This is a genomic window from Bacteroidia bacterium (genome assembly GCA_041391665.1).
In the GTDB taxonomy this organism is placed as follows: Bacteria; Bacteroidota; Bacteroidia; order J057; family J057; genus JAGQVA01.
On record JAWKNO010000002.1, the window covers coordinates 1,137,052 to 1,161,062 of the forward strand.

Below are 24,011 nucleotides of genomic sequence, written 5' to 3' on the forward strand. Positions count from 1 at the left end.
ATGTGCGTTATGTTTTTGCTTCGTTCATTTTTCGCCGTCCTGCTCATTTTTTCATTTACCTGCACCATCGGTCAATCGACGATTACAGACCAATTTCCGGGTACGCCTCAGGGAGCCAAACAATTGCTGGATTATATCCTGTCAAAATCTTTTTCTGAAAGACGTGATATCACCCGTGAGATGAAACCCACCTTATTGGATTGTGAGACGATATTTGAAGGGGATTTAGGTAAAAAAGTATATCGCTATCAGCGTAAACTGGACCGCCAGGCGGGCATCGTGATCCAGCCATTGCTAAAATCACAAACGGACATTCTCCTTTGGCATGCGACTACCAGTGAATTGCTTGAATATTCGGGTGATGCCCAGTATTTTCCTGGCGGATATAAAGAGCTGGCTCATTTTATGAACCCTGGTTTTACCTTTTATCGTTTCAAGTTTATTCAACCCGGCAGATATCTGGGTAGTGCTTACGATATGCTCATCTATGTCAATGATCACTGGCGAATTATTCACAGGCCCTGGACCGTTCTGGTAGGGCAGTACTAGCTAACCATTTGCAGGTTCTCCCGTATTTTGCAAGAGGAATGATAAAAAAATCATTTTCTTAAAATATCCCGCTGGCTTGTCCGTCTATCGGGAAAACAAGCATAATCTTTTGAGGAGAATGTCATGACCGCCCAGGGTGAGCAGATTATTAAAGAGACCGTAAAGAAGGAAAGAAGCCGTCTGTTGGATTTTATTCGCAAACGGGTACCTGACCTGGAAGATGCAGAAGATATCCTGCAGGATGTGTTCTTCCAGTTTGTCAATAGCTTTGATGCGATTGAATCCGTAGATAAGGTGACTTCCTGGCTGTTTACTGTGGCGCGAAACCGGATCACAGACAGTTACCGGAAAAAGAAGCCCGAAAACTTCAGCCGTAAAATGCAAAGCAGAGAAGGGGAGGAGTATGAGGAAGACCTGTCTTTGGCGGGGATTCTGAAAGACCTTTCACGCCAACCTGATGCGATGTACGATCGGGGAGTAATTCTTGACGCCCTTGAAGAAGCGTTGGAAGAACTGCCAGAATTGCAGCGGGAAGTTTTTGTGATGCATGAGTTTGAAGACAAAAGCTTCAAGGAAATTGCAGAATCAACCGGCGTAACGGTGAACACGGCGCTCTCACGAAAAAGATATGCTGTATTGTACCTGAGAGAAAGGCTGCGGAGTTTGTATGAAGAATTATGACAAACCGCAGATTATGTTTAACAAAAAATATAAAAGTCATGCATAAGCACGGGAAAAGAAAATTTGAAGGGCACTATAAACACAGAGGCCATTGGGGTGGAGGAATCGTTGGGTTGTTGATTTCAGGATTTGTCGTAAAACTATTGTGGAATATCCTGATTCCTTCATTGTTTGGGGGGCCGATCATCGGGTTTCTTCAGGCAATTGGGCTGGTAATTTTGGGCAAATTTCTTAGTGGTGGAGTATTCCGGCATGGATGCCACCACGGGAGCTGTGGCGGGGGGCACTGGGAGAAGCGGAGAGCCTACTGGCGGGAAAAAATGAAAGAGAAAATGGAAGGGATGTCGCCCGAGGAGAAGAAAAAATTCAAAGAGGGATTTATGGGTGGAAAGTGGGATGTGAATATATTTGAGGTGGACGAGACGGCTGAAGAAACTGACCAGAACGGCCCGGGAAAAGAAGGTGATGAAAAAAATGATCCGGAATAAAAACTGAGTTTGTTCTGAATCGGTTAATCCCTATATTCAAACGTGCGTTTCTGTAAAATTTATTGCAGGGGCGCACGATTTATTTTTTAACCTCACCCCATGAGTAGTAACAAGCATAATTTTGACCTTTTTGCAGAGGTGTGCAACTTTATAGATGAGGCTGCACGCTATACGGAGTATCATCCGGGTCTGATTGAGCAGATCAAACAACCCAACGCGATCTACAAGTTTAATTTCCCTATCCGTCGAAAGAAGGGCGTCTATGAAGTGATCAGGGCCTATCGGGTTCAGCATTCGCATCATAAAACGCCCACTAAAGGCGGTATTCGCTATGCACCTGATGTCAACGAGTCAGAGGTTACCGGCCTTGCTGCCCTGATGACGTTCAAATGTGCCCTGGTAAACGTTCCTTTTGGCGGTGCAAAAGGGGGAATCCGCATTGATGCGAGAAAGTATAAAACCTCTGAGCTGGAGCGCATTACCCGACGGTATGCTTACGAACTGATCAAGAAAAACAGTATCGGTCCGGCATTGGATGTGCCTGCACCAGACTATGGAACCGGCTCGCGGGAGATGGCCTGGATTATGGATACGTATTCTGCCTTTCACCCGGAATCTGTTAATGCCGGGGCCTGTGTTACCGGAAAGCCACTTTCCCAATCCGGGATTCGGGGTAGAACCGAGGCTACCGGCCAAGGTGTTTATTTTGGTATTCGGGAGGCCGTAGATGTACCTGAAGACATGAAAAAACTTGGGATGAAAACAGGCCTTTCGGATAAAACTGTGATTGTCCAGGGATTGGGAAATGTAGGTTTTTATTCTGCTAAATACCTGCAGGAAGCTGGTGCTACCATTATTGGTATTGCAGAGTACGACGGGGGGATTTACAACGCCAACGGGCTGGATGTAATGGCCGTTGATGCCCATAGAAAAGAAACCGGCTCCATCCGCAATTTCCCCGGCGCGGTGACGCTTGATCATTCCATTGAGTTGCTCGAATATGAATGTGATATTCTGGTTCCTGCAGCCCTGGAAAATCAGATTACTGAAGAAAATGCACCCCGGATAAAAGCAAAAATTATCGGAGAAGCTGCCAATGGACCCGTTACATCTTCTGCCGCTGCTATGCTTGCAGATATGGGTGTTGAAGTTATTCCCGATTTGTTTTTGAATGCCGGTGGTGTTACGGTCTCCTATTTTGAATGGCTGAAAAACCTTTCCCGTGTTTCTTTTGGAAAAATTGAAAAACGGTATGATGCACTCAACAATCAGCGACTGGTGGAGGCTATTGAAGCAGCAACCGGTGGTTCCCTTTCCGATGTAATGCGCAAAAATATTATCAGGGGTGCCGATGAACGCGACCTGGTTCAGTCCGGGCTGGAGGATACCATGATCAGAGCATTCCACGAAACCCGTGAGAAGAAATTGGAAAAAGGGGTTTCGACTCTTCGTAAAGCTGCATTTATCAACGCCATTGATAAAATCGCACGCAGTTACATGGATCTGGGAATTTTCCCATAAAAGAACAGTATCAAAAAAGGCGGTCGTATTGGTACGACCGCCTTTTTTTTATTCCAAAAAATAACCGGAATCCAGTTGTTTTAATCCAACTGTAGGATGGTTATAAAGGTAAGCCCAACAATAAAGCGTTTCGCCCGCTGTCTTGACTGGAATCACTTTGCGGGTAAAAAGACTTTGCTCTGGTGCCTGGGGGACGTAGCCTTCATACGTGTCCAACACTTCAAAAACCTCTTCAGGATGAAGAATGGAATAGATTTCCCCAAAAACCTGCTGATTGATTTCCGGTAAAAAGACTGCACCCGGGTAAAAATCAACTTTAAAGAGTTTTCCGCGCATAGAACCTTCACCTACAAAAGTACTTTTTGACTTAAGATAAGCAGACATGGGATTTTCAGTATCGCGGAGCAAGGTACCATAGACAAAAAGTTTGTCAGACTTTTTAAGCAATTCTGTCATTAGTCTCCTACAATCATATTGGGCCGGTAAACAGGAATATTATCATACCCATCTCTTTCTATCTGTAAAATTGCTGCTATATGTGCATCGGCAATTTTTTGGCGAACTTCATCCGTCATAAGTGCGCGAGCCTGCGTGCGGTCTGTATAAAAACCATTCTCGGTCAACACAGCAGGCATTTGCGGAACCCGGAGTACCGTGAAAATTTTCCGGCTGTTTGGTTGGTGACTTTTTATCCCTCTGTCAGACCAGTTGGGCAGTTTTTTCATAAGTTCTCTTTGGAAAGCTGAAGCCAGGCGAATGCCCGAGCTGCTTCCCGGATAATACCAGGACTCAATGCCCGTAAATCCATCAGCCCACGCACTCATGCCAAATGCATTGGAGTGAACAGAGAGGAATATTTTTGGCAATCCCATAGGGGAAACCTTTTCATTGGCGCGTACGGATCTGCCTGTTGTAAAGGCATCAATATCCACTTCAGGCACGACATTAAAATATTGGACCCCACAGGCATCCAGTTGTTCCATGATTCGGCGTACGATATCCCGGTTAAATTCCCACTCTTCGAATCTGGTTCCATCTTCAAAGAAAGGAGATCTTTTGCCTTCCTGGAGTCTGCCATGTCCGTTGTCAAGGCACCAAAGGAAACGGGGGTGCGTGATTTCAAAAACAGGTGAATCACTATTTGCCCCGTCACCATCGGTTTCTATTACCTCCGAAATTTCAAGGCCAAAGCCTCTGCTTCTTTGAGAAGCCTCAGGATTTTCCTCAATAAATATGATATGTTCATCCTGAATGTCAGAGGCATCTTCAGGGCCATCATACAGATCTTCTGTATTTCTGACAGATGATTCCAGTCCAAATAATCCGGCAAAAAATCGGCGAATAGCTTCCAGCATAGATGATCAAATTGCGGCGTAAGTCCAAATATAGCCAAAATTGCAATAGTTGGAAATATTTAGCCAATAAATCCTTTCGGATTTACCAACCACCAGAGCCGCCGCCGCCGCCGAAACTACCACCACCAAATCCACCAAAATCGCCGCCGCCGCCAAATCCTCCACCACCGCCGAATCCTCCGCCTCCGCCACCAAATCCACCGCCCCAGAATATAATACCGCTGCCGCCTCTGCGACCTCTGCCGCCGCCTCCGTTACCGCCACCTCTGCTGAGGATGACAAATAAAACGATGATGATAATCAGCACAACCAGCCTCGAAGCATCTACTGTATCACGGGAAGTCGGCTTGTTGTAATAGTTGCGAAGTAATGGGCCGGTATCGTATTCGCCCCTGGCCGTTTTGGCCAATATGTCAACAGCTTTATAAATACCGCCGTAAAAATCATTCTGACGAAAAGCCGGTTGCATGACCTCAGAGATGATGCTGGTCGCAAGAATATCCGGTATCGCCCCCTCCAGCCCATAACCAACTTCTATCCTGATTTTTCGAATGCCGGGGTAAATCGCAACGAGTACCCCGTTGTTTTGCTCTGCACCTCCTACGCCCCAATGCTGGGCCAGCGCAACCGTATAGGTTTCGATGGTTTCATCTTCCGGAAGTCGAAGCGTAGCAACAGATATTTCGTTGGAAGTGGTTTGTGCAAACTCCGTAAGATAGGCATTCAACTGCTGTTCCTGATCATGGGTAAGTATGTCTTCAAAATCATTGACAAACCCAAGCGGTTCCGGAAACGTCTGTGCAAACAGCCCGGAAGAAAACACCGGTACCAGGAAAAGCAGGGAGAATAGGATTCGGGAGAAAGGGGTTAAAACCAGATTGTGCCTTTTTGTGCTTTCCCCCGAATCATCGCTACAATTTTTCATTACTCAAAACTTACTTTCGGTGCAGCCTCGGTACCCGCTTGCGCTTCGAAATAGGCTACATCATCAAAGTTGAAGAAGTTGGCAAAAATATTAGAAGGAAACTTCTTGATATAGGTATTGTATTCGCGGGCGACATCGTTAAACTTTTTCCGTTCAACGGAAATTCGGTTTTCGCTGCCTTCCAGCTCTACAATCAGCGCTTTGAAGTTCTCATTTGCCTTGAGTTCGGGGTAACTTTCAGCGACAGACATCAGCCTTGAAAGGGTCTGCCCCAGTTGGTTTTGTGCTTCAGAAAAACGTTCCATCATTTTGGGGTCTTCCAGCACTTCTTTGGTTACGGTAATCTGGCCTACTTTGGCCCGCGCTTCTGCGACGCCATTCAATGTGGATTGTTCAAAGTTTGCGTATCCTTTGGCGGTTTCAACGATATTTGGAATAAGGTCGGCCCGACGCTGATATACGTTTTGCACCTGCCCCCATTGGGCGTCAACTTCTTCCTGAAGTTCTACCATCCGGTTGTAATTGCTTTTGCCGGTGAAATAACCACATCCACCCAAAAATAAAACCAGTACCAAAAAAATAATTCCTATCCTTTGCATATGTCTTGTTGTTGATTTTTTTTGTTAAAATTAGTATTGAATCAATACGAACTGATTTATAATAAGGATTCAGTCTCAGTGCCCAAAGTTGGAATTCATTTCAACTAAAACCAAATCTCCTGCGCCAGGCGAAAAGTATTACAGTGTGCTTCCACAATATCTCTTATATGGTACGAATAACCGCCGCCCAGAGATATGACAACGGGAAGCTCATTTTCGTGACAAAGTTTTAATACGTAGGCATCTCTTTGTTTGCAACCTTCCCGGGTACAGGAAAGTTTCCCAAGTCTGTCTGTGCTCAATATGTCCACCCCGGAGAGGTAAAAGACCATATCGGGTTCGGTTTCCTGTAGCAGCCGGGGAAGCGTGTTTTTGAGGGTTTGAAGATACTCTTCGTCTCTGGTGAAAGGGTTCAGACCGATATCGAGATCTGACTTTTCTTTTTGCAAAGGGTAATTGGCTTCACAGTGCATGCTGAAAGTGAAAACCCGTGGTTCATGCTGAAATATTGCAGCAGTGCCATTTCCCTGATGAACATCCAGGTCGACGATGAGTGCCCGTTGAATATGATTATTGGCAAGCAGCCAGTTTGCTGCGATGGCGATATCGTTGAGCAGGCAGAATCCTTCTCCTCTGTCTGCAAACGCATGATGTGTGCCCCCCGCACCGTTGATAGCAACCCCATACTTCATTGCAAACAATGTGTTTTGAATGGTACCATTGGTAATGGAAAAACTTCTGCGGATCAGTTGGGGAGAAAGGGGGAAGCCGGTTCTTCTGATCTCTTTGGGGGTAAGTAGCTGATTTTGAAGTTTATTCAGATAATCTTCTGCATGTGTGAGCAAAATATCTTCTCTCTCGGCAAAGCCCGGGTTGTACAGGTTTTCTTCTGTGATCGTCCCTTCATATAGTAGCTGCTCCGGAATGAGGTTGTATTTTTCCATAGGGAATCGATGCCCCTCGGGAAGCGGATGACGATAGAGGTCTGACCAGGCAATTTTCAGCATACAGCGTTGTGAAGATTTTTCAGGTAAAACTTGAAAATTATTAGTTTGTTTCCAACCTGTAGTGTTTTGCCAAGTCATTTAATTATAATTCGTTTAAAAAAAATATTATGCGACGATTTCTGCGAATGCTATTCTACGGAACACTGATCCTGATCGGCATCGGCGTTTATTTTGCCAAAAAAAATAAGAAAGACGAAGTAAAAGGAAATGGAACTGTATCCATTGAGCAACGAGATGTGTTACCTTTTAATGCGATTCGGGTCAGCGGAGCTTTTGAAGTGGTGCTGAATCAGGGAGATACCTATTCTGTTGAAGTTGAAACTGATGGGAATCTTCAGGAAAATATTGTTGCGGAAGTGCACGATGAAGTTCTGGAAATTCAAACAACCGGGAATATTGGAAATTTTTCCAGAATGAAAGTTGTGGTTACCTCAGCCGCATACAATAAGGTTCATACTTCTGGTGGGGTATCGCTTAGTTCTGGTACCCAGTTGAATGGCGAATCACTCGAGATCAAAGCTTCCGGTGCGTCGAAAGTCAATCTCAACGTAATGATGGAATCTATCCACACTGATTTTTCAGGTGCCGGCGATGTTACCCTCTCGGGTGAGGCGGGGGTAACGACGGTAGATATTTCGGGTGCCGGTAAGCTGAAGGCATTCGAACTTAAGACACATGAAATGAGTATCTCAATCAGTGGTGCAGGTTATGCAGAGGTAAATACTGACCAGAAACTGGATGTCAACGTATCCGGTGCAGGTAAAGTGCGCTACAAAGGTAATCCTGCAGAAGTAAAAGAAAATATTTCCGGTGCAGGTGTGGTAGAGGCTGAAGGCTGATCAACTACCTTCTGCAAAGTCAATTGCGCGCTGTTCTGACCAATAGATATTTGCCTTTCCCGGCGTATAAAACCCCACATGACCCCCGTCGTGTGGGGTTTCCATATAAAAATACCTGCTGTTTCGGGCTTCTTCTTCCGGAAAACAGGCGGGGGTAAGAAACGGGTCATTCTGCGCATTGACGAGGAGTGTGGGTATCCTGATTCCGGGGATAAACTGTTTGCAGGAGGATTGGGTATAATAGTCATCTGCATCAGCAAAACCGTGAATCGGTGCAGTAATGGCATTGTCAAACATCCGGAAGTTTTTGAGTTTTTCCGGGTCGCCTGCCAGTTTCATCATGGAGGGTTTTTGCCTGACTTTTTTTCTCAGTCTGATCATAAACCGCTGCCGGTAGATATAGTTTTCCCGGCGGTCCAGTTTGGCCGAACTGGAAGCAAGGTCGCAGGGAACGGAAAAAGCGACAGCATGTGTGATTTCCGCAGGAATAGATGCGCCCTTTTCCCCCAGATATTTCAGCAGCACATTTCCTCCCAGGCTGAATCCGGCGATGACAATTCTTTTGTACCCCATGAAAACGGCATGCCTGATCACAAAATCGAGATCGCCGGTTTCTCCGCTGTGATAGGCGCGGGTAAGAAGGTTGGGCGTTCCCCCGCAGCCCCGAAAATTCAGGGCAAGGCCATCCCAGCCGTATTGGCGGAAGGTATGGATTATGCCCGGAATGTATTTGGACTGGCTGCTGCCTTCGAGTCCGTGGAGGGCAATCAGCAGTCGGGGAGCGCCCTGCCTTACCCAGTCGAGGTCGAGGAAGTCGCCATCAGGAGTAGGGAGTACTTCCCGCACATAGCTTACATCTGCCATAGGGCGCACGAGGTTGGGGAAGATGGTTTGCGCATGGGGGTTGGACAGCCACCAGGGAGAGCGGTACGAGGAGGTTGAAATCAGCGGCATGAGAAAATAGCAGTTCAGTTGTCTTTCCGGAATCAAAATTAAGAGAATATTCTTATCCGGAATAGAAAAGTAGCCCATAAAACCAAAGATGCCCCTGCACATGAAAAAGACCCAACAATCCCCAGGGTGGAGAAGCATCAATTGATAGTGATTAACCAGAATATACCCACCTGGCACGTAGCCATAAGGTAATCATGATCCTACGTGGTTCAATCCCGACTCTGTTCAAAGATTACAAGGGTCAGTTTGTGCAAATGGTTATAGACAATGCTCGAAATGCCTCCGCCCATTTACTTTATTTCTACGTTCTTATTATCTTTCCCGAAAACAGATCAAATGACAAAACGTTTTGAAAATCAGGTGGCACTGGTAACCGGCGGTGCCAGGGGTATCGGTGCGGGTATCGGAGAGCGACTGGCCGCCGAAGGCGCCCGTGTGATTTTATGGGATATTTTGCCCGATATTCTAAATGAAGCCTGTGCAGAAATGAGCCAAAGAGGCCTGTCTGTATCTGGAATGGCCATCGACATAACAGATGAGGAACAGGTGAAATCAGCTTTCGCTACTATATTTGATACCTGGGGCCGGCTGGATATTGTGGTCAACAGTGCAGGTATTATCGGCCCCTCCTCGACAAAAATTACAGAGTACAGCTATGCCGATTTCCGCAATGTGGTGGATGTGAACCTGAATGCCTCTTTTCTGATTACCAAGTATGCTATTCCCTATATGAAGCCGCGAAATTATGGTCGGATTTTATTGATAGCCTCCATTGGTGGAAAGGAGGGAAACCCCGGAATGGCTGGCTATGCTGCCAGTAAATCAGGCGTAATAGGGCTGGTAAAGGGAATTGGGAAAGAATATGCCGGAACGGGAATAACCGTAAATGGTATTGCCCCGGCAGTGATTTCTACCCCCATGAACCTCGATACCGATCCGCAGATGTTGCAGTATATGGTGGATAAAATACCGATGAAAAGACTGGGAACCGTAGAGGAAGTGGCCTCTCTGGCCGCATGGATCGTATCTCCGGAAGCGAGTTTCAACACCGGATTTGTATTTGACCTTTCCGGTGGGCGGGCGACGTACTGAAACCGGCTAAAAGCTGAGCTTTATCCTGAAAAACAGGGAAGCAGCCAGGCTCCGGAAGTCGTTTTGTACTTCCATAAAAAACAATTGCCCCACCAGGTCGATATCCCAGTTTTCTTTGATAGAGTAGGTGAGGGTGGGAATCCCGGCTACAAGGTTGTTCTGGGGCGAATAAATCACTACGCCGCTGGCAGAAAAAAGCGGGGTGATACTTCCCGAGCCCTGTGCCACAAATGCCCATTCTACCGGAAAAAGGTTTTTAGCTGAAACGGTAAGGTTTGAGTTGAATAATCCGCCGCTTCCGCCAAGTCCACCCGCTTTTCCTGCCGAATTGTACAAAAATGCGCCGCTGAGATAAATGCCGTTACCAAAAAGATAGTCGGCAGTTGCCGAAACCCCCAGCGACTGAACCGAATCGGGAGAAGGCGCCATCGGCACAAACCAGGTGGCTTCTCCTTTAAACCCGATTTGTCCAAGATTGCCCGCCCAACCTGTACCCAGTGCTAGATCTCCTTTGTAATAACCTCCCAAAACCTGTACGTCGTAACCCCGTGCATTAAATTTATACATGGCGGCGCCTACCGATTCTTCAATGTTTTTGGCGGGGGCAAAGGCCACTTCAGCCGAAGAAAGTACTCCGGGGTAATAGGTAACTCTGACGGCATCACTTCCCGGCCTTTCTTCATAGTCAAAATCGAGAAAGTTGAAGGCATTAAACAGGTCGTTGGGATTCCAGACGAGGTTTACCCCCCAGTTGATCCGCTGACGACCGACCCGCGCCTCCCATTTTCCGGAAGAATAATCGACATACGCCCGGTCAATGATCGAATGAACGAGTATGGCATCGCCTTCATGCCACCGGACCGAAAGATCAACAAGTCCGTTGTACTGGTCGATGAGGTCTCCATAGTTGGGGGTGAAACGCACTTGCTCACCGTAAAAAATACGGTTTCGCGCTTCTACAGCGACGGTCCAGTGGTCATTGGGGAAATACCTGAAGTTGAGCCGGTTGTGAATCAGGTTATTGGTCAGGGGATCAGCAAATGTATCCAAACCGGAAAAAGAGACCGTTTGGAGAAATTTTATATAGCCGCTAAGGGTAATTTTTTCGGTGGAGTCGTTCTGGGCACTGGCATTAAAAATAGCCAGAAAAATACCCAGAACGAACAGATAGTAACGTTTCATAATCAGGACTTGGTTATATCGCTGACAATTTTTCCATCTTCCAGGGTAATTACCCTTCGGGCTCTGTCGATCACCCGCTGGTCATGGGTAGAAAATACAAAAGTGATATTTTCCTTTTTGTTGAGGTCCGCCATGATGTCAAGCAGGTTGGAGGTGGAGGCAGAATCGAGGTTCGCAGTGGGTTCGTCGGCAAGAATAAATCCGGGTTTGGAAGCGAGTGCTCTGGCGACCGCTACGCGCTGCTGTTGCCCTCCCGACATTTGGTTGGGGCGGTTGTTGGTCCTGTCTCCAAGGCCTACAGCTTCTAGCAGCTCGGTTACCCGTGCATCGCGCTCTTCTTTTGAGCGGTTTTGGAGTAGCATCACAAATTCTACATTTTCTTTGGCGGTAAGTACCGGAATCAGGTTATATGACTGAAATACAAAGCCAATATTCTTGAGTCTGAAGTCGATCAGTTCGTTATTGCTGAGTTGGGAAATGTCTGTTCCATTGACAATGATCTGGCCCGATGAGGGTCTGTCCAGGCCGCCAATGATATTGAGAAGGGTGGTTTTTCCTGAGCCGGAAGGGCCTACGATGGCAGTAAATTCGCCTTCTTCAATGGCGATGCTTACATTGTCCACCGCATGTACAGGAACAACGCCTTCGTAGATTTTATCGATATGGATGGTTTCTATGACTTTCATTTTGCTGATAAATAAGAGATGAGTATATATTATAATGCGCGAATGGCTTCTACGGGTTTGAGTTTTAAGGCTTTGTATGCGGGATAAACCGCAGCAATAATTGCTGTAACCACCACCATGATCGCAATCTGGAAATAGTATTGGGATTCAAGATCTGTATAAACAATGCTGCTTATTCCCAATTGCGAAGCACTGTCTGCCATGCTGGACAAGTCTATGCCTATTTTCCCAAATAGTTTTACCAGTCCAAATCCGGATAATAGTCCGACAGGCCCGCCAACAAAAGAGAGAAACAAGGTTTCCAGCATGATCATAAAGAAAATTTTGGGTTTGTTCATCCCAATGGCCATCAGCATTCCCAGTTCGCGGGTTCTTTCCATCACCGCCATCAACATGGTATTGATGATACCAAAAAGCAGGGCAAGCAGAATAATACCGATGAAAATATACAGTGTGGTAGCAAAGGTCTCATCCAGCAGCCGGAGATCCGGTGCGATGTCTTTCCAGTTTTCTACCAACAGATCGGTGCGTCCTTCGGGGATCGATGCCAGGAAAACAGAATCCTCTGCCAGTGCCTGATCATTGAGGATAATGGCAATTTCGTGCAATTGGCCTTCTGTGCCGGAGAGGCGGTTGAGGTCATCAAATCGTACAAATACGTTGGTTTCGTCAAATTTGGAGTTGATCGTTTTATAGACACCTGACACCTTAAAACTTCCGTATTTGGTTTCTCCGTCGGGCCCCTGGAAAGCAAGGACAATTTTCTTTCTCAGACGGTAAGCAGCAGCAGTTGCGCCCGCAGAGTCTGATTCCGATTTCCATCCGAGTTTTTCGGCCAGTTTGTCACCGATAAGTATGGGATTGTTTCCTGACTCGTTGAAGTATTCACCTGCGACCAGTCGCTGGTCGAGGAGGGTTACAACGGATTCCCGTTCAGGAATGACGCCACTGATCTGCACTCCAAATCCCCCTTTTGTGGTGGACAACATGCCATTGGAGAGGATTCTGCCTGTGGCTGCTTTTACTTCAGGACGGGCACTGGTCTGGTTGAGTAAATTCATCCCTTCGGGGATAAACAAACTCATTTTCCGGTCATCTTTATAGTGATTCTCGTGAATCTGTATATGGGAGGTGCGGGTTTCGATGATTTCGCGGGAACGTTCGATGTTCATTCCCCATGAAAAAGACATCATAAACACACCGGCGATCAATCCCAGCGCGACGGCCGATATTACGACCAGGCTTCGGACCTTGTTTCGCCAGACATTCCTCCAGGCTACTTGAAAAATCATGGTAATAATGTTAGTGTTCTTAAGATTTCATTGCGGTTACAGGGTCGGTTCTGATAATGCTCCACGCCGGATAAATTGAGACAAGAATAGCAAAAGCCAGAACGGTGAATACCTGCGAATAGAAAATTTGCGGTTCGATGGACATAGGCATAATAGGATCCAGACCGAATTCTGCATAAGCTTCGGCCATTTTACCTCCCATCCGGATCGGATTGAAGTAGAAATAAAAGATCAATGGGATACTGGCCATAAAGCCTGCGGCCACTCCTGCCATGGAGATGAGAATGGATTCGACAATCACCATTCCGGCCATGATTCTTTTTTTCATGCCGATGGCCATCAGGACGCCAAATTCATGCCTTCGCTCCGAAGTCATCATCAGCACAGTGCCAAACATGCCAAAGCCGATAATCATGTACAAAATCCCCATGACTATCCGCCCTTTGGTCTTGTCAATTTCGAGTAGCTGTGCTATCTCGGGCATCATTTCTGCCCAGTCCATGACTTCGTACTGGTTGTCCAGTTCGCCCCGGATATCCTTTGCAACTGCGGCGGCAAAAGCGGGTTTTTTGAGGTTAATGGCAAAAGCGGTCAGCCGGTTTTCTGCGCCATACAACCTCCGGGCGGCATCGAGAGAGAGGTAGGCAAGTCGCTGGTTGAGTTCGGGGTTGCCAAAGCCGATTATGCCGGTAACGGGAAATATACCGGCAGCACTGATGCCCTGATATCCCTGGCCGATGAGGATGAGCGTATCTCCGATTCCGATTTTAAGTTTTTCGGCGAGGCCGGAGGTAACCATTACGCCCTGATCTCCTTTTTTCAGATATTTTCCTTCAGACAATTTGGAACCGAGACCGGTGAGAGAATTTTCATTCTCCGGATCGATACCCAGAATCAGACAACCTTCAGAAATATCTCCCGACGAAGCCAAGGCAAAAGATTCCAATCTTGGGGCAACTTTTGCGATCCGGGGATCATCATTGGCAACTTTTGTGATAGCGGAAGTCTGCTCAAAAGTATTGTCCAGATTGGGTTCATCCCAGTAACCGTTTTTATGAATTTGCACATAGCCCGTATAAAAACTGACTACATTCTCAATCATTTTGACAGTGACACCCCTTTGAAGAGAACGCATCGTTGTTGAAAGAAGTACGGCGAAAAACACTGATGCCAGGGTGATCATCGTACGGCGTTTATTGCGCCACATATTTCGCCAGGCAAGTTTGAATAACATAGGAGTAAAATTAGTTAGGTATGCATAGCTGTTATGGGATTCAGTTTCATGATTTTCCAGGCAGGATAAATGGACACAATCCATGCAAAGAAAAAGACAACGAGTGCCTGCGTGAGGAAAATTCCGGGATCAATGGCCGTGGGGAAAAAGGCCTCAATGCCAAATTCTGCGGAAGCTTCTGCGATCTGGTCGCCCAGGTAGATCGGGTTAAAGTGAAAATAGATTACCAGCGGCAGGCTGGCCAAAGCCCCGGCGATTACGCCGATCATGGAAATGAAAATGGTTTCTATGGTAATAATGGCTGCAAGCCTGGATTTCTTCATGCCGATCGCAGTCAAAACGCCCATTTCGTGTTGTCTTTCCGCTACCATCATTAATACCGTACCAAACATGCCAAAACCAATGATGGTGTACAATACGCCCATGGTCAGAATTCCTCCAGCCCGGTCGGCTTCAATCAGTTGGACCAGTTCCGGCATTAATTCTTTCCAGCCTAAAACTTCATATCCTTCGTCAAGGCTGGTTTTCAGGCTTTTGAGCATAGCCGGTACTTTGTGCGGATCTTCCAGTGATACTGCATAAGAAGTAAGCCGGTTTTGTGCGCCATAAAATTGCTGTGCCAGCGGCAGGGGAAGATATACGAGGCGGTTGTTGAGTTCCGGGCTGCCAAATCGCACCAATCCCACCACAGGATATTTTCCTGCTGCAGTTACCCCCTGATATCCCTGGCTGATCAAAATCAGCGTGTCGTTGACAGAAATGCCCAGTTTGTCGGCGAGTCCGGTGGAAATAATTGCCCCCTGACTTTGGATGTCGAAAAACTTTCCTTTTTTGATCATTCCAGATAAGTGTGTGAGTTGGTCTTCGGCAGCAGGGTCTGTACCGACCACCAGGCATCCTTCTGAGATTTCGCCGGAGGAAGCCAGGGCAAAAGACTCCAGTCTGGCTACAGAATGAGCGATCAGCGGCTGGTTATCCATAACTTTTTCGAGTTCCGGAGTGATTTCAAAGCTGTTGTCCAGCGACTGGTCGTCCCAGTATCCATCCTTATGAACCTGCGCATAACCGGTATAAAAACTCACGACATTCTCAATCATTTTTTCGTAAGAGCCTTCCTGCAGTGATCGCATAAGGATGGCCAGCATTACGGCAAAAAATACAGAGGCAGCAGTGATCAGTGTTCTTCGCTTGTTTCGCCAGAGATTTCTCCAGGCAAGTTTGAATAGGATCATGAGGATAATTTATTTTAGCCGCTTCATATTTTGCACAGAGAAGAATGTTTCCGGTATGTTTTGGTCGAAAACGATATTCTGGTATTCAAGTACGGTCTTGTTACCTTTTTCCTCTACCGGGATCATTTCCAGTTTGGAAGCAAAGGTGCGTCCGCCAAAATTTTTAATACCAGAAGCCTGAAGGATATTTACGAGGTATCCGTCTTCATCAAAATATTCAGAACGCATCATAAGGTAGTCAGTCTTATCGACGAAAGCGTGAATTTTCCCCCAGACAACGGCTACGCCTTCGTGGGGTATTGACTGGATTTTCCAGCAGGCGCGGCCCTGGATGGTAGAGTCTTTCAAAATTTTGTGGTCGTAATCGTCGATGATGGACACTTCCTGCACCAGGTCATTATTGGTAAAGTCAGAGCCCATCCAGGACTGGGACATCATAGAAGGCGGGAGTTTGATGGTTCGCTCAATAGTTGGCATCCAGTTCCAGACTTCTTTATCGCGCTTCAGGGTGGCCGTACCTTTGTCGCGGGCAGGAGCAGTTACGAGCATCATGGCATAGTCATCGCCTTTGCTCCAGCTTTTGAGCGACATAGAGCGTGTCCATTCGGGACGAATAATCGTCATGGTGATTTCCGCCTGGGAACTCTCAATGCCCCGGCGTTTTTCTTCAGTTTTTCGGATAATATCTTTTACATCCACCTGTGCAAAAGCAGATAAAGACATAATCAGCATCAATCCAAGCGTAAGGATATGTATTCGTTTCATTTTGAAGTGATTAAGATTAACGGTTAGTATATTTTTCTATTAAATATTTTTTAATTGTATCGGCAGGAAGGGCATCTTTTAATACACAATATTCAATCCCAACACCATCAATCATTGCGGCAAACAATAATGCTTCCTCTTTAGGATTTGGGATGCCTATCTCCACAAAAAGTGATTCAAGTATTGGCATCAGGCCGGTATATTTTCCGATGATGATTTGTTTTAAACCGGGAAAATCAGGGAAATGCTCGATCTGCAGGGCAAGGGAAGTCAGCAGCCGTGAATAATCTGCCCGTTTCACAATAAATTCAAAGCTGAGGTCTATGATATATCTTATTTTTTCCTGTGCCGTTGCCAACTGCATCATTTCATTCATATAAACATCACCTTCAGCCATCGACTCCATAACCAGGTCATTGAGCAATTGTTCTTTAGATTCAAAATAATTGTAAATCAACCCTTTGGAAACCTCTGCTTTTATCCGGATCTGGTTAATCGATGTGTTGTGGTAGCCCTGTTCTGCAAATAATTCCAGTGCAGCGTTCAGAATCTTTTCACGACTCTGTCCGCGTATTTCCTCTAATTGTTTTTTTGTTTTTGGACTCATATAAGTTTTTGAATGACCGGTCGGTCAATATTACGAAATATATTTTGTCGCGTTGGCTTTTTTTTGAAAAATTTTTGAAGATGGGGGAGAAGGGCGGTAAATTTAATGGTTGGTCGCTGTTAAGCCCCTGAATATGAAGAATCGGTTTTTGCGGGTAATGGTTGTTTTTTTTGTGATTGCCGGATGGATGGCTTGTTTTTCCATTCGCCCTGTCGAACCTCCTTCCAGCACTGCTTCGGATTGGGTGAGTCCGACAGACTACCTGATTTTGCTTTCCAACCTTAAAACTGCGATCAGTCAGCGGAATACTCAAAATTACCTTCGGTGTTTTAATGCAGATTCTCTTCAGTTTATCCCTTCTGCCTCATTGCTCAACGACAATGAAAGCATTTGGAAGGGTTGGTCAATCCAGGATGAGCAGACGTATTTCGACAATTTTGTAGCAGATCTTTCAGCGCCATCCGGAAATTCGCTCAATCTGACCCAGACCGATTTACAGGATGTGACCGCTGATTCTTTAAAATATGTAGGTGACTATACCCTGCATATCAATCATTCAGACACCAGCCTGACGCGCTTGTTGAAAGGGCAGATCCAACTGGTGATCAAAATAAATGATTTCAACGAATGGGAAATCCACCGTTGGACAGATATTGAAATTTACCGGGATTCCAGTTGGAGTCAGTTGAAGCTAACCTATATCCAGTAATGATAAAAACCTACCCGCTACTACTGACATTGTCTGCGACAATTGTTTGCGCGTCCCTAAGTTGTAATCCGTTTGCACCGGCCTATAACCCCGAAGGACTGGCCGACATCAATATTCTGGGTGATCCTACGAATATCGACGGTTTTTTTCGCCTGTTCAAAAATGGATACGAACTTCGCGATACGACTTTGTACGGCAGGCTTTTTTCCCGTGATTTTACCTTCTCCTATTATGATCCCGATTTGGGACAGGATATTTCCTGGGACCGGGCGACGGAACTGATTACATCTTATAATCTGTTTCAGAGTGTATTGCAAATAAATCTGGATTGGAATTATTATACCCAGCTCGATACCACCGATACAGAAGCGCTGGTAGTCAGAAACTTTAACCTTTCGATAGAAGAAACGGAGGAAATTGTCTATTCAGGTACAGGCCGTGCCAAGCTGAAACTACGGAGGGCCAATCCCGGAGAAGCCTGGCAAGCCTACTCGTGGTTTGATGATTCTGATTTTTAATCTCTATATTTGGCAGGCACCGATCTTCATTTATGGATCTATTTGCAAGTATTCGTCCGGCAAAATATTATTTGTTTACCTACCTGGTATTTTGGGTAGCATGTGGATTGCTGGTTGGAATTTTGGGTTATAATGGAAGTTTTCTTTTGGTCAATCAATGGCATAGTCTTCTATTGGATCGTATTATGCCCCATCTGACTCATCTGGGACATGGGATGTTTGTGGGGAGTATATTTTTGATTTTTGGAAGAAAAACCCGTCCGGAAGTGCTGATGGCCCTGGTCTTAAGTATGATTGCGATTGCCATAGCCATTGGAGCAGGGAAAATGATATTCTTCGAAGACTGGTATCGTCCGGCCCGTGTATTCAAGCTTGCCGACATACATTTTATTTCACTTGCCGCTGAAAAAAATCAATCATTCCCTTCCGGGCATAGTGCTGTTGCTGCGGCTGTTTTTTTCTTCATCAGTATCAGGTTGGGAGAAAAATCGCCCCTAAGTGGAGTATGGCTGGCGTTGATCTCTATCGTAGCATGTTATTCTCGCGTTTATATTGGCGTTCATTTTCCGGGAGATATTCTCGTCGGCAGCCTGTTGGGTATAGTGATCAGTATAGGAATTTTACAATTGGTAACCCGATATACAGGGCGTGAGGATGGAATAAAATTGCGGGGATCCCGGGTTGCTTTATTTTGGGCAATGACCGGTGGTCTATTGTTGTTGATTGATTTGTATGTAATTGTTACCCAGAATTATCTATGATTGGAGTGTTGGAACAGTGGGATATAGCTGCCTTTCAACTGCTGAATAGCTGGCATGCAGCCTGGCTGGATCCGGTGATGTATCTGGTGAGCACCCGCTGGGTGTGGGTTCCGGTGTATGTACTCATATTGGGGTGGTTTTTCCGTAAGGAGGGATGGAAAGGCGCGCTGTTGGTAGCGGGTTGCTGGCTATTGATGATCACATTGAGCGACCAGACCGCCTCCGGCTTACTCAAACCGCTGGTAGAGCGGTACCGTCCCTGCAGGCCGGAATCGGGACTGGCGTTTGTTGTCCATACCGTTTATGGAGAATGTGGCGGGATCTATGGTTTTGCCTCTTCTCATGCAGCTAATTTTTTTGCGATGGCTGTGTTTTTGAGCAGTTTGTTTCAGCGAAAACCGTTTACGATCGTTGCTTTCAGTGTAGCCATTCTGACCAGTTATAGTCGTATTTATCTGGGGGTACATTATCCCGGAGATGTGCTTGCGGGCGCGGCGATCGGCGTATTTGCCGGATTGCTTGCCGTATTTTTTTACCACCGGATACAAAAAAAATTCCCGCCAACCAAAGGATGACGGGACTTCAGCAACTAACTGCTGTTAACCGGAAAGCTAAAATTTTTCTTACTGCACGACTTTCATTACCACGTCTTCGGTTTTCATTCTCGGACCATATAACCGGCTTGTAGATTTAAGCCGGAGATTTGCCCCTTCATTTTTCTTTCCGTTTTCTACAATCAATTCGACCAGCCGATCCTCTGTCACGACGGCATAATGATTGATTCCATTTTCTGAATCGAGCACCCTGACCCTGTTTTTTTCCATAGTCATGAAGTCCAGGCAGGTTTTTACGATTCGCTCTGCTTCTTTACGATCTTTGTAAAACCGGGTGTCCTCAATCGAATAGAGGACATCATCGTCAAAATAGTACACGACAGATTGTGAGGAAGAGACACTGTTTACCCATTCTGTGTTGAGGGTTTTGTCAACTTTTTGCGCGTAATCTCTTGAGTACAGGTATTCGCTTACCTGTTCAACGGACTGGCCGAAAGGGATAAACATAGCATTTTGGGCAAATACAGAAGGGAGAATGGTAGAAATTATTCCAATAATAATCGCCCTCATGGTGTTAATAAATAAATTGCGGGTTGTGCAGCTTGTGAATACAAATATGCAGAAGAATGAATAATTTTTCTGTTGGATTTTCTCCTGATTATTACAAACAAATTTTCGTTTCTGAATATTGCGATATAGCTTTGCGAAACCTTCTGACAAAACATGGCTGATATAACGAAATACATCTTTGTGACTGGCGGTGTAACCTCTTCTTTGGGAAAAGGAATTCTCGCCGCTTCGCTGGCCAAACTGCTTCAACTCCGTGGCTACAGCACCATTATCCAAAAGTTTGACCCGTATATTAATATTGATCCGGGTACCCTCAATCCCTATGAGCATGGAGAGTGTTATGTGACAGATGATGGGGCCGAAACAGATCTTGACCTGGGCCATTACGAGCGATTTCTCAACGTACCTACTTCTCAGGCCAACAATGTCACTACAGGTCGTATTTACGAGACGGTGATCAAAAGAGAGCGTATGGGCGAATATGGCGGAAAAACCGTACAGGTAATTCCCCATATTACAGACGAAATCAAACGCCGGTTTCAACTGCTGAATGAAAACCAGAAGTTTGATATTATTCTCACAGAAATCGGGGGAACCGTAGGCGACATCGAATCGCTTCCTTATATCGAGGCTTTGCGCCAGTTTCGCTATGAATATGGCCCGGAACATTGCCTGGTTATTCATCTAACCCTCGTGCCTTACCTTCAGGCTGTGGGCGAACTTAAAACCAAGCCTACCCAGCACTCTGTAAAAAGTCTGCTCCAGTCCGGCGTTCAGCCTGATATTCTGGTGTGTCGTACGGAAGTGAAAATCCCGGATGATGTAAGGGAAAAAGTGGCGAGATTTTGTAACGTTTCCAAAGAGTCTGTGATTGAAAATATCAACGCTTCAACGATTTACGAGGTGCCTTTTCTGCTGAGAAAAGAAAACCTTGATGAAGTAGTATTGAAAAAACTGGGACTTTCTTTCCGCGAAGAGCCGGATGTTTCTTTCTGGAAAAATTTTGTTTCAAAACTGAAAAACCCACTGGACGAAGTAAAAATCGGTTTGGTCGGTAAGTATGTTGAACTGCACGACTCTTATCTATCCATTGCAGAGGCACTAAAAATAGCCGGAGCGGAAAATGAATTGAGTGTACAAATTGAATGGGTACACGCAGAGGATGTGACGGAGGAAAATCAAAGCAGGATATTGAAAGGCCTGGATGGAATTCTGGTTGCGCCTGGATTTGGAGAACGTGGGTTGGAGGGTAAAATCAGAAGTGTGAAGTATGCCCGTGAGAAAAATATTCCCTTCTTCGGTATCTGCCTCGGCATGCAGGTAGCGGTCATCGAATTTGCCCGCAATGTGGTGGGACTTGAGGGTGCCAACAGTACGGAGTTTGATGCGCAGTCTGCCTATCCGGTGATCAATATGATGGAACACCAGAAGGAGATCAAACAAATGGGAGCGACTATGCGGCTGGGGGCATATGAATGTGTGCTGAAAAGAAATTCACTGGCACATACAGCGTATCAGAAAACCCGTGTTTCCGAAAGGCATCGCCATCGCTATGAACTGAACAATGATTTTGCAAAAAAGCTCGAAAAGCATGGAATGGTGCTTTCCGGTGTAAACCCCGATTCAGAACTCGTGGAAATCATAGAACTGCGGGATCACCCCTATTTTATGGGAACACAATTCCACCCCGAGTACAAAAATACAGTGGAAAAACCCCATCCTTTGTTTTTGGCTTTCGTCAATGCGGCCTATGCTCACAAACAAAAGAAGGATGTCAAAGTTCGGGAGGAAGCACCACAGTAGATTAATTTGGGTTTTCCCGGCAGAATTGAAAATTCTTGACTAAATTTGCCGCTTGCTGTAAGTTTTGCAGGGCTGATCCGACGAATGGTTATTCCTGCAACACACAGGAAATAGATTATTAATGAAATTCGATCACTAACTCATGGATAGGAACTCGATTACGGGGCTGATTTTGATGGTGTTGCTGACTGTCGTTTACTTTTACTTTTTTGCACCGAAGCCTGCACCCCCCAAAACTCCCACCAATAATACAGAAACACTCTCTACGGTTACACCAGACTCGTTGAGTCCGTCGCCGTCCAGGCAAACCCTTCCAAACGATGGAGGGATTGTTGCAGGTGATTCGCAGCAGGTCATGCAACTCCGCGACCGCTACAGCAACCTATATAAGCTTGTCACCGGTGAGGAAAAAATCATCACGGTAAAAACGGATGAGCTTACGGTAAATATCAACACAAAAGGCGGACATATTCAATCTGCTTTTCTGAATAGTTATGTGACGTTTGATTCTCTTCCGCTCCCTATTATCGCCGATGACCCGCGCAATGAGTTTTATTTTCCTTTTGCTTATGAGGGACGTGCGGTCAGGTCTGACGAGTTGTTTTTTGAGCCTTCGGAAGCAGGATTTACCATTAGCGGAGATGAGACAAAGACGCTGACACTCCGGGCAAATATTGAGGATGGAAAGTATATCGAGCAGGTATATCATTTCAAAGGCAATACCTATGATTTAGGCTATGAGATCAATTTTGAGGGAATTCGTGAGTCACTGGGACGAGAATCTTCTTTTACCATTCTCTGGAAATCCTATATGCCTAAAACCGAGCTGGCTATCAAAAATCTCAGGCAGAAGTCAACCGTTGCGTATCGCGTAGGCAACGACGTGGATAAGCTTTCCTATTCTGATAAACCTGAATCTGAAAAGTTGACCGCTCTGGTAAAATGGATTTCCTTTAAAAGCCAGTTTTTCTCCCATATCCTCATTGCAGATGAGACGTTTCGCTCCGGCACCGTTTCCATGACAACGCCCGAAAATGATGAAACGATCAACCGGATCATGGATGCAAAACTTGTCGTGGATATTGATAAATCCAATTCCAACAAGAATAAGTTTTCGCTCTATATGGGCCCCAATGAGTTTTATACTTTGCGGTCTTATGGGCTGGACCTGGAAGATGAAATGGATTTAGGCTGGCCATTTGTAAGCTGGATCAATAAAGGAACGGTTTATGTCTTTAAATTTCTGGAAAATTATATCGGGAATTACGGTCTGATCATTATTATTCTCGCGATCCTGATCCGTACGCTGATGTTCCCGCTTTCATACAAGAGCTTCATTTCTATGGCCAAGATGCGGGTGCTCAACGGAACCCAGGAAATGAAAGATCTGGATGTAAAACATAAAGACGATCCGCAAAAACTCCAGATGGCCAAAATGGCGGTGTATAAGGAGATGGGGGTGAGTATGTTTGGGGGCTGTCTGCCCATGATTTTATCCTATCCGTTTCTGATTGCATTGTTCTTTTTCTTCCCCCAATCGGTTGAATTGAGGCAACAATCTTTCCTTTGGGCACAAGACCTTTCTACCTATGATTCTATTTTATCATGGGACACCCATATTCCGCTGGTTAGTTCATTTTATGGTAATCACGTCAGTTTGTTTACCATTCTGATGGCGATCTCCACATTTGTCTATACCATTTACCAACAGCGTTCGCAACCTGCTACGGCTGCAAATGCGCAAATGAAGTATATCTCTTACTTCATGCCGTTTTTCCTGTTGATTTTCCTCAACAGTTATGCCGCAGGTCTGAGTTTGTATTATTTTATGTCAAACATACTCCAGATCGCACAAACGCTGACGATTGGCCTTTTCCAGAGCGATGAAAAACTGCTCGCCCAGATGTACGAAAAACGAGACGCGCAAAAGGGTAAAAAAGGCAAAGGCGGAGGAAGTGGAAAGGCCACCAAGTCGCGACTGGAACAATGGGTGGAAAACCAGCAGAAAAAACAACAGAATGCGTTAAAGGACCGCCAGCAGGAAGAAGGCCCTAACCGCCGTTCGAGAAGACAAAAATAATCCCTTCG

26 protein-coding genes are annotated in these 24,011 nt (G+C 45.7%); 12 read left to right on the forward strand and 14 right to left on the reverse strand.

The genetic code is table 11. The annotated features are described in order from the left end of the window. Positions 1 to 9: 9 nt before the first annotated feature. The 4 genes from R3D00_16405 (at position 10) to R3D00_16420 (ending at position 3,239) form a co-directional block, all read left to right on the forward strand. Positions 10 to 549, forward strand: a complete 540-nt coding sequence (locus tag R3D00_16405; protein ID MEZ4774768.1) for a hypothetical protein — start codon at positions 10 to 12, stop codon at positions 547 to 549. Positions 550 to 672: 123 nt separating this feature from the next. Further along, positions 673 to 1,230 (forward strand): sigma-70 family RNA polymerase sigma factor, encoded by a 558-nt coding sequence (locus R3D00_16410; protein ID MEZ4774769.1) that lies wholly within the window; start codon positions 673 to 675, stop codon positions 1,228 to 1,230. A 38-nt stretch (positions 1,231 to 1,268) separates the two neighbouring features. After that, positions 1,269 to 1,718, forward strand: coding sequence for a hypothetical protein (locus tag R3D00_16415; protein MEZ4774770.1), 450 nt, complete (start codon positions 1,269 to 1,271; stop codon positions 1,716 to 1,718). A 99-nt stretch (positions 1,719 to 1,817) separates the two neighbouring features. Beyond that, entirely contained in the window at positions 1,818 to 3,239 is a 1,422-nt protein-coding gene (locus tag R3D00_16420) for a Glu/Leu/Phe/Val dehydrogenase (protein MEZ4774771.1), read from the forward strand. 48 nt (positions 3,240 to 3,287) lie between these two features. On the opposite strand, the gene R3D00_16425 is transcribed toward R3D00_16420, so the two are convergent. The 5 genes from R3D00_16425 to R3D00_16445 form a co-directional block, all read right to left on the reverse strand. After that, entirely contained in the window at positions 3,288 to 3,695 is a 408-nt protein-coding gene (locus tag R3D00_16425) for a gamma-glutamylcyclotransferase family protein (GenBank protein MEZ4774772.1), read from the reverse strand. Next, positions 3,695 to 4,594: an N-acetylmuramoyl-L-alanine amidase gene (locus R3D00_16430; GenBank protein MEZ4774773.1), complete on the reverse strand. Its 900-nt coding sequence runs from the start codon at positions 4,592 to 4,594 to the stop codon at positions 3,695 to 3,697. The genes R3D00_16425 and R3D00_16430 overlap by 1 nt, the downstream gene beginning before the upstream one ends. A gap of 82 nt (positions 4,595 to 4,676) precedes the next feature. Further along, positions 4,677 to 5,519, reverse strand: coding sequence for a TPM domain-containing protein (locus tag R3D00_16435; GenBank protein ID MEZ4774774.1), 843 nt, complete (start codon positions 5,517 to 5,519; stop codon positions 4,677 to 4,679). After that, positions 5,519 to 6,118 (reverse strand): LemA family protein, encoded by a 600-nt coding sequence (locus R3D00_16440; GenBank protein MEZ4774775.1) that lies wholly within the window; start codon positions 6,116 to 6,118, stop codon positions 5,519 to 5,521. The genes R3D00_16435 and R3D00_16440 overlap by 1 nt, the downstream gene beginning before the upstream one ends. A gap of 104 nt (positions 6,119 to 6,222) precedes the next feature. After that, positions 6,223 to 7,125, reverse strand: coding sequence for a histone deacetylase (locus R3D00_16445; protein MEZ4774776.1), 903 nt, complete (start codon positions 7,123 to 7,125; stop codon positions 6,223 to 6,225). Between the two features lie 107 nt (positions 7,126 to 7,232). Here R3D00_16445 and R3D00_16450 point away from each other — a divergent pair, with 107 nt between their 5' ends. Continuing rightward, the gene (locus tag R3D00_16450; protein MEZ4774777.1) at positions 7,233 to 7,964 is read left to right on the forward strand and encodes a head GIN domain-containing protein; all 732 of its coding nucleotides are present in this window, start codon (positions 7,233 to 7,235) and stop codon (positions 7,962 to 7,964) included. On the opposite strand, the gene R3D00_16455 is transcribed toward R3D00_16450, so the two are convergent. Further along, entirely contained in the window at positions 7,965 to 8,996 is a 1,032-nt protein-coding gene (locus R3D00_16455; GenBank protein MEZ4774778.1) for an alpha/beta fold hydrolase, read from the reverse strand. Between the two features lie 258 nt (positions 8,997 to 9,254). On the opposite strand from R3D00_16455, the gene R3D00_16460 reads away from it, so the two are divergent. Further along, the gene (locus R3D00_16460; protein ID MEZ4774779.1) at positions 9,255 to 10,010 is read left to right on the forward strand and encodes an SDR family NAD(P)-dependent oxidoreductase; all 756 of its coding nucleotides are present in this window, start codon (positions 9,255 to 9,257) and stop codon (positions 10,008 to 10,010) included. A gap of 6 nt (positions 10,011 to 10,016) precedes the next feature. Here R3D00_16460 and R3D00_16465 read toward each other — a convergent pair whose 3' ends face one another. Genes R3D00_16465 through R3D00_16495 form a run of 7 tightly spaced genes read right to left on the reverse strand, consistent with a single transcriptional unit; the run spans position 10,017 to position 17,008 of the window. Beyond that, positions 10,017 to 11,192, reverse strand: coding sequence for a hypothetical protein (locus R3D00_16465; protein MEZ4774780.1), 1,176 nt, complete (start codon positions 11,190 to 11,192; stop codon positions 10,017 to 10,019). Positions 11,193 to 11,194: 2 nt separating this feature from the next. Beyond that, a complete protein-coding gene (locus R3D00_16470) occupies positions 11,195 to 11,878 on the reverse strand; it encodes an ABC transporter ATP-binding protein (protein ID MEZ4774781.1) in 684 nt (227 codons plus the stop codon). Between the two features lie 29 nt (positions 11,879 to 11,907). Further along, entirely contained in the window at positions 11,908 to 13,170 is a 1,263-nt protein-coding gene (locus tag R3D00_16475; GenBank protein ID MEZ4774782.1) for an FtsX-like permease family protein, read from the reverse strand. A gap of 19 nt (positions 13,171 to 13,189) precedes the next feature. Then, positions 13,190 to 14,404, reverse strand: coding sequence for an FtsX-like permease family protein (locus R3D00_16480; GenBank protein ID MEZ4774783.1), 1,215 nt, complete (start codon positions 14,402 to 14,404; stop codon positions 13,190 to 13,192). 14 nt (positions 14,405 to 14,418) lie between these two features. Beyond that, positions 14,419 to 15,636, reverse strand: a complete 1,218-nt coding sequence (locus R3D00_16485) for an FtsX-like permease family protein (protein MEZ4774784.1) — start codon at positions 15,634 to 15,636, stop codon at positions 14,419 to 14,421. A 9-nt stretch (positions 15,637 to 15,645) separates the two neighbouring features. Then, positions 15,646 to 16,401 (reverse strand): outer membrane lipoprotein-sorting protein, encoded by a 756-nt coding sequence (locus R3D00_16490; GenBank protein ID MEZ4774785.1) that lies wholly within the window; start codon positions 16,399 to 16,401, stop codon positions 15,646 to 15,648. A 16-nt stretch (positions 16,402 to 16,417) separates the two neighbouring features. Beyond that, entirely contained in the window at positions 16,418 to 17,008 is a 591-nt protein-coding gene (locus R3D00_16495) for a TetR/AcrR family transcriptional regulator (protein MEZ4774786.1), read from the reverse strand. A 133-nt stretch (positions 17,009 to 17,141) separates the two neighbouring features. Between R3D00_16495 and R3D00_16500 the strand changes: the two genes are divergently transcribed. The 4 genes from R3D00_16500 to R3D00_16515 are packed head-to-tail and all read left to right on the forward strand — an operon-like array spanning position 17,142 to position 19,571. Further along, positions 17,142 to 17,717, forward strand: a complete 576-nt coding sequence (locus R3D00_16500) for a hypothetical protein (protein ID MEZ4774787.1) — start codon at positions 17,142 to 17,144, stop codon at positions 17,715 to 17,717. Continuing rightward, positions 17,717 to 18,235: a hypothetical protein gene (locus R3D00_16505; GenBank protein ID MEZ4774788.1), complete on the forward strand. Its 519-nt coding sequence runs from the start codon at positions 17,717 to 17,719 to the stop codon at positions 18,233 to 18,235. The genes R3D00_16500 and R3D00_16505 overlap by 1 nt, the downstream gene beginning before the upstream one ends. Positions 18,236 to 18,267: 32 nt before the next feature. Beyond that, a complete protein-coding gene (locus R3D00_16510; GenBank protein MEZ4774789.1) occupies positions 18,268 to 18,996 on the forward strand; it encodes a phosphatase PAP2 family protein in 729 nt (242 codons plus the stop codon). After that, on the forward strand, positions 18,993 to 19,571 hold the full coding sequence (locus R3D00_16515) for a phosphatase PAP2 family protein (GenBank protein MEZ4774790.1): 579 nt from the start codon (positions 18,993 to 18,995) through the stop codon (positions 19,569 to 19,571). The genes R3D00_16510 and R3D00_16515 overlap by 4 nt, the downstream gene beginning before the upstream one ends. A 48-nt stretch (positions 19,572 to 19,619) precedes the next feature. Here the strand turns inward: R3D00_16515 and R3D00_16520 are convergent, their stop codons facing one another. Then, a complete protein-coding gene (locus R3D00_16520) occupies positions 19,620 to 20,120 on the reverse strand; it encodes a hypothetical protein (GenBank protein ID MEZ4774791.1) in 501 nt (166 codons plus the stop codon). A 153-nt stretch (positions 20,121 to 20,273) separates the two neighbouring features. Here R3D00_16520 and R3D00_16525 point away from each other — a divergent pair, with 153 nt between their 5' ends. Further along, complete coding sequence (locus R3D00_16525) at positions 20,274 to 21,923, forward strand: CTP synthase (GenBank protein ID MEZ4774792.1); 1,650 nt, start codon at positions 20,274 to 20,276, stop codon at positions 21,921 to 21,923. A 142-nt stretch (positions 21,924 to 22,065) separates the two neighbouring features. Continuing rightward, the gene (gene yidC, locus R3D00_16530; protein MEZ4774793.1) at positions 22,066 to 24,003 is read left to right on the forward strand and encodes a membrane protein insertase YidC; all 1,938 of its coding nucleotides are present in this window, start codon (positions 22,066 to 22,068) and stop codon (positions 24,001 to 24,003) included. Positions 24,004 to 24,011: the final 8 nt, after the last annotated feature.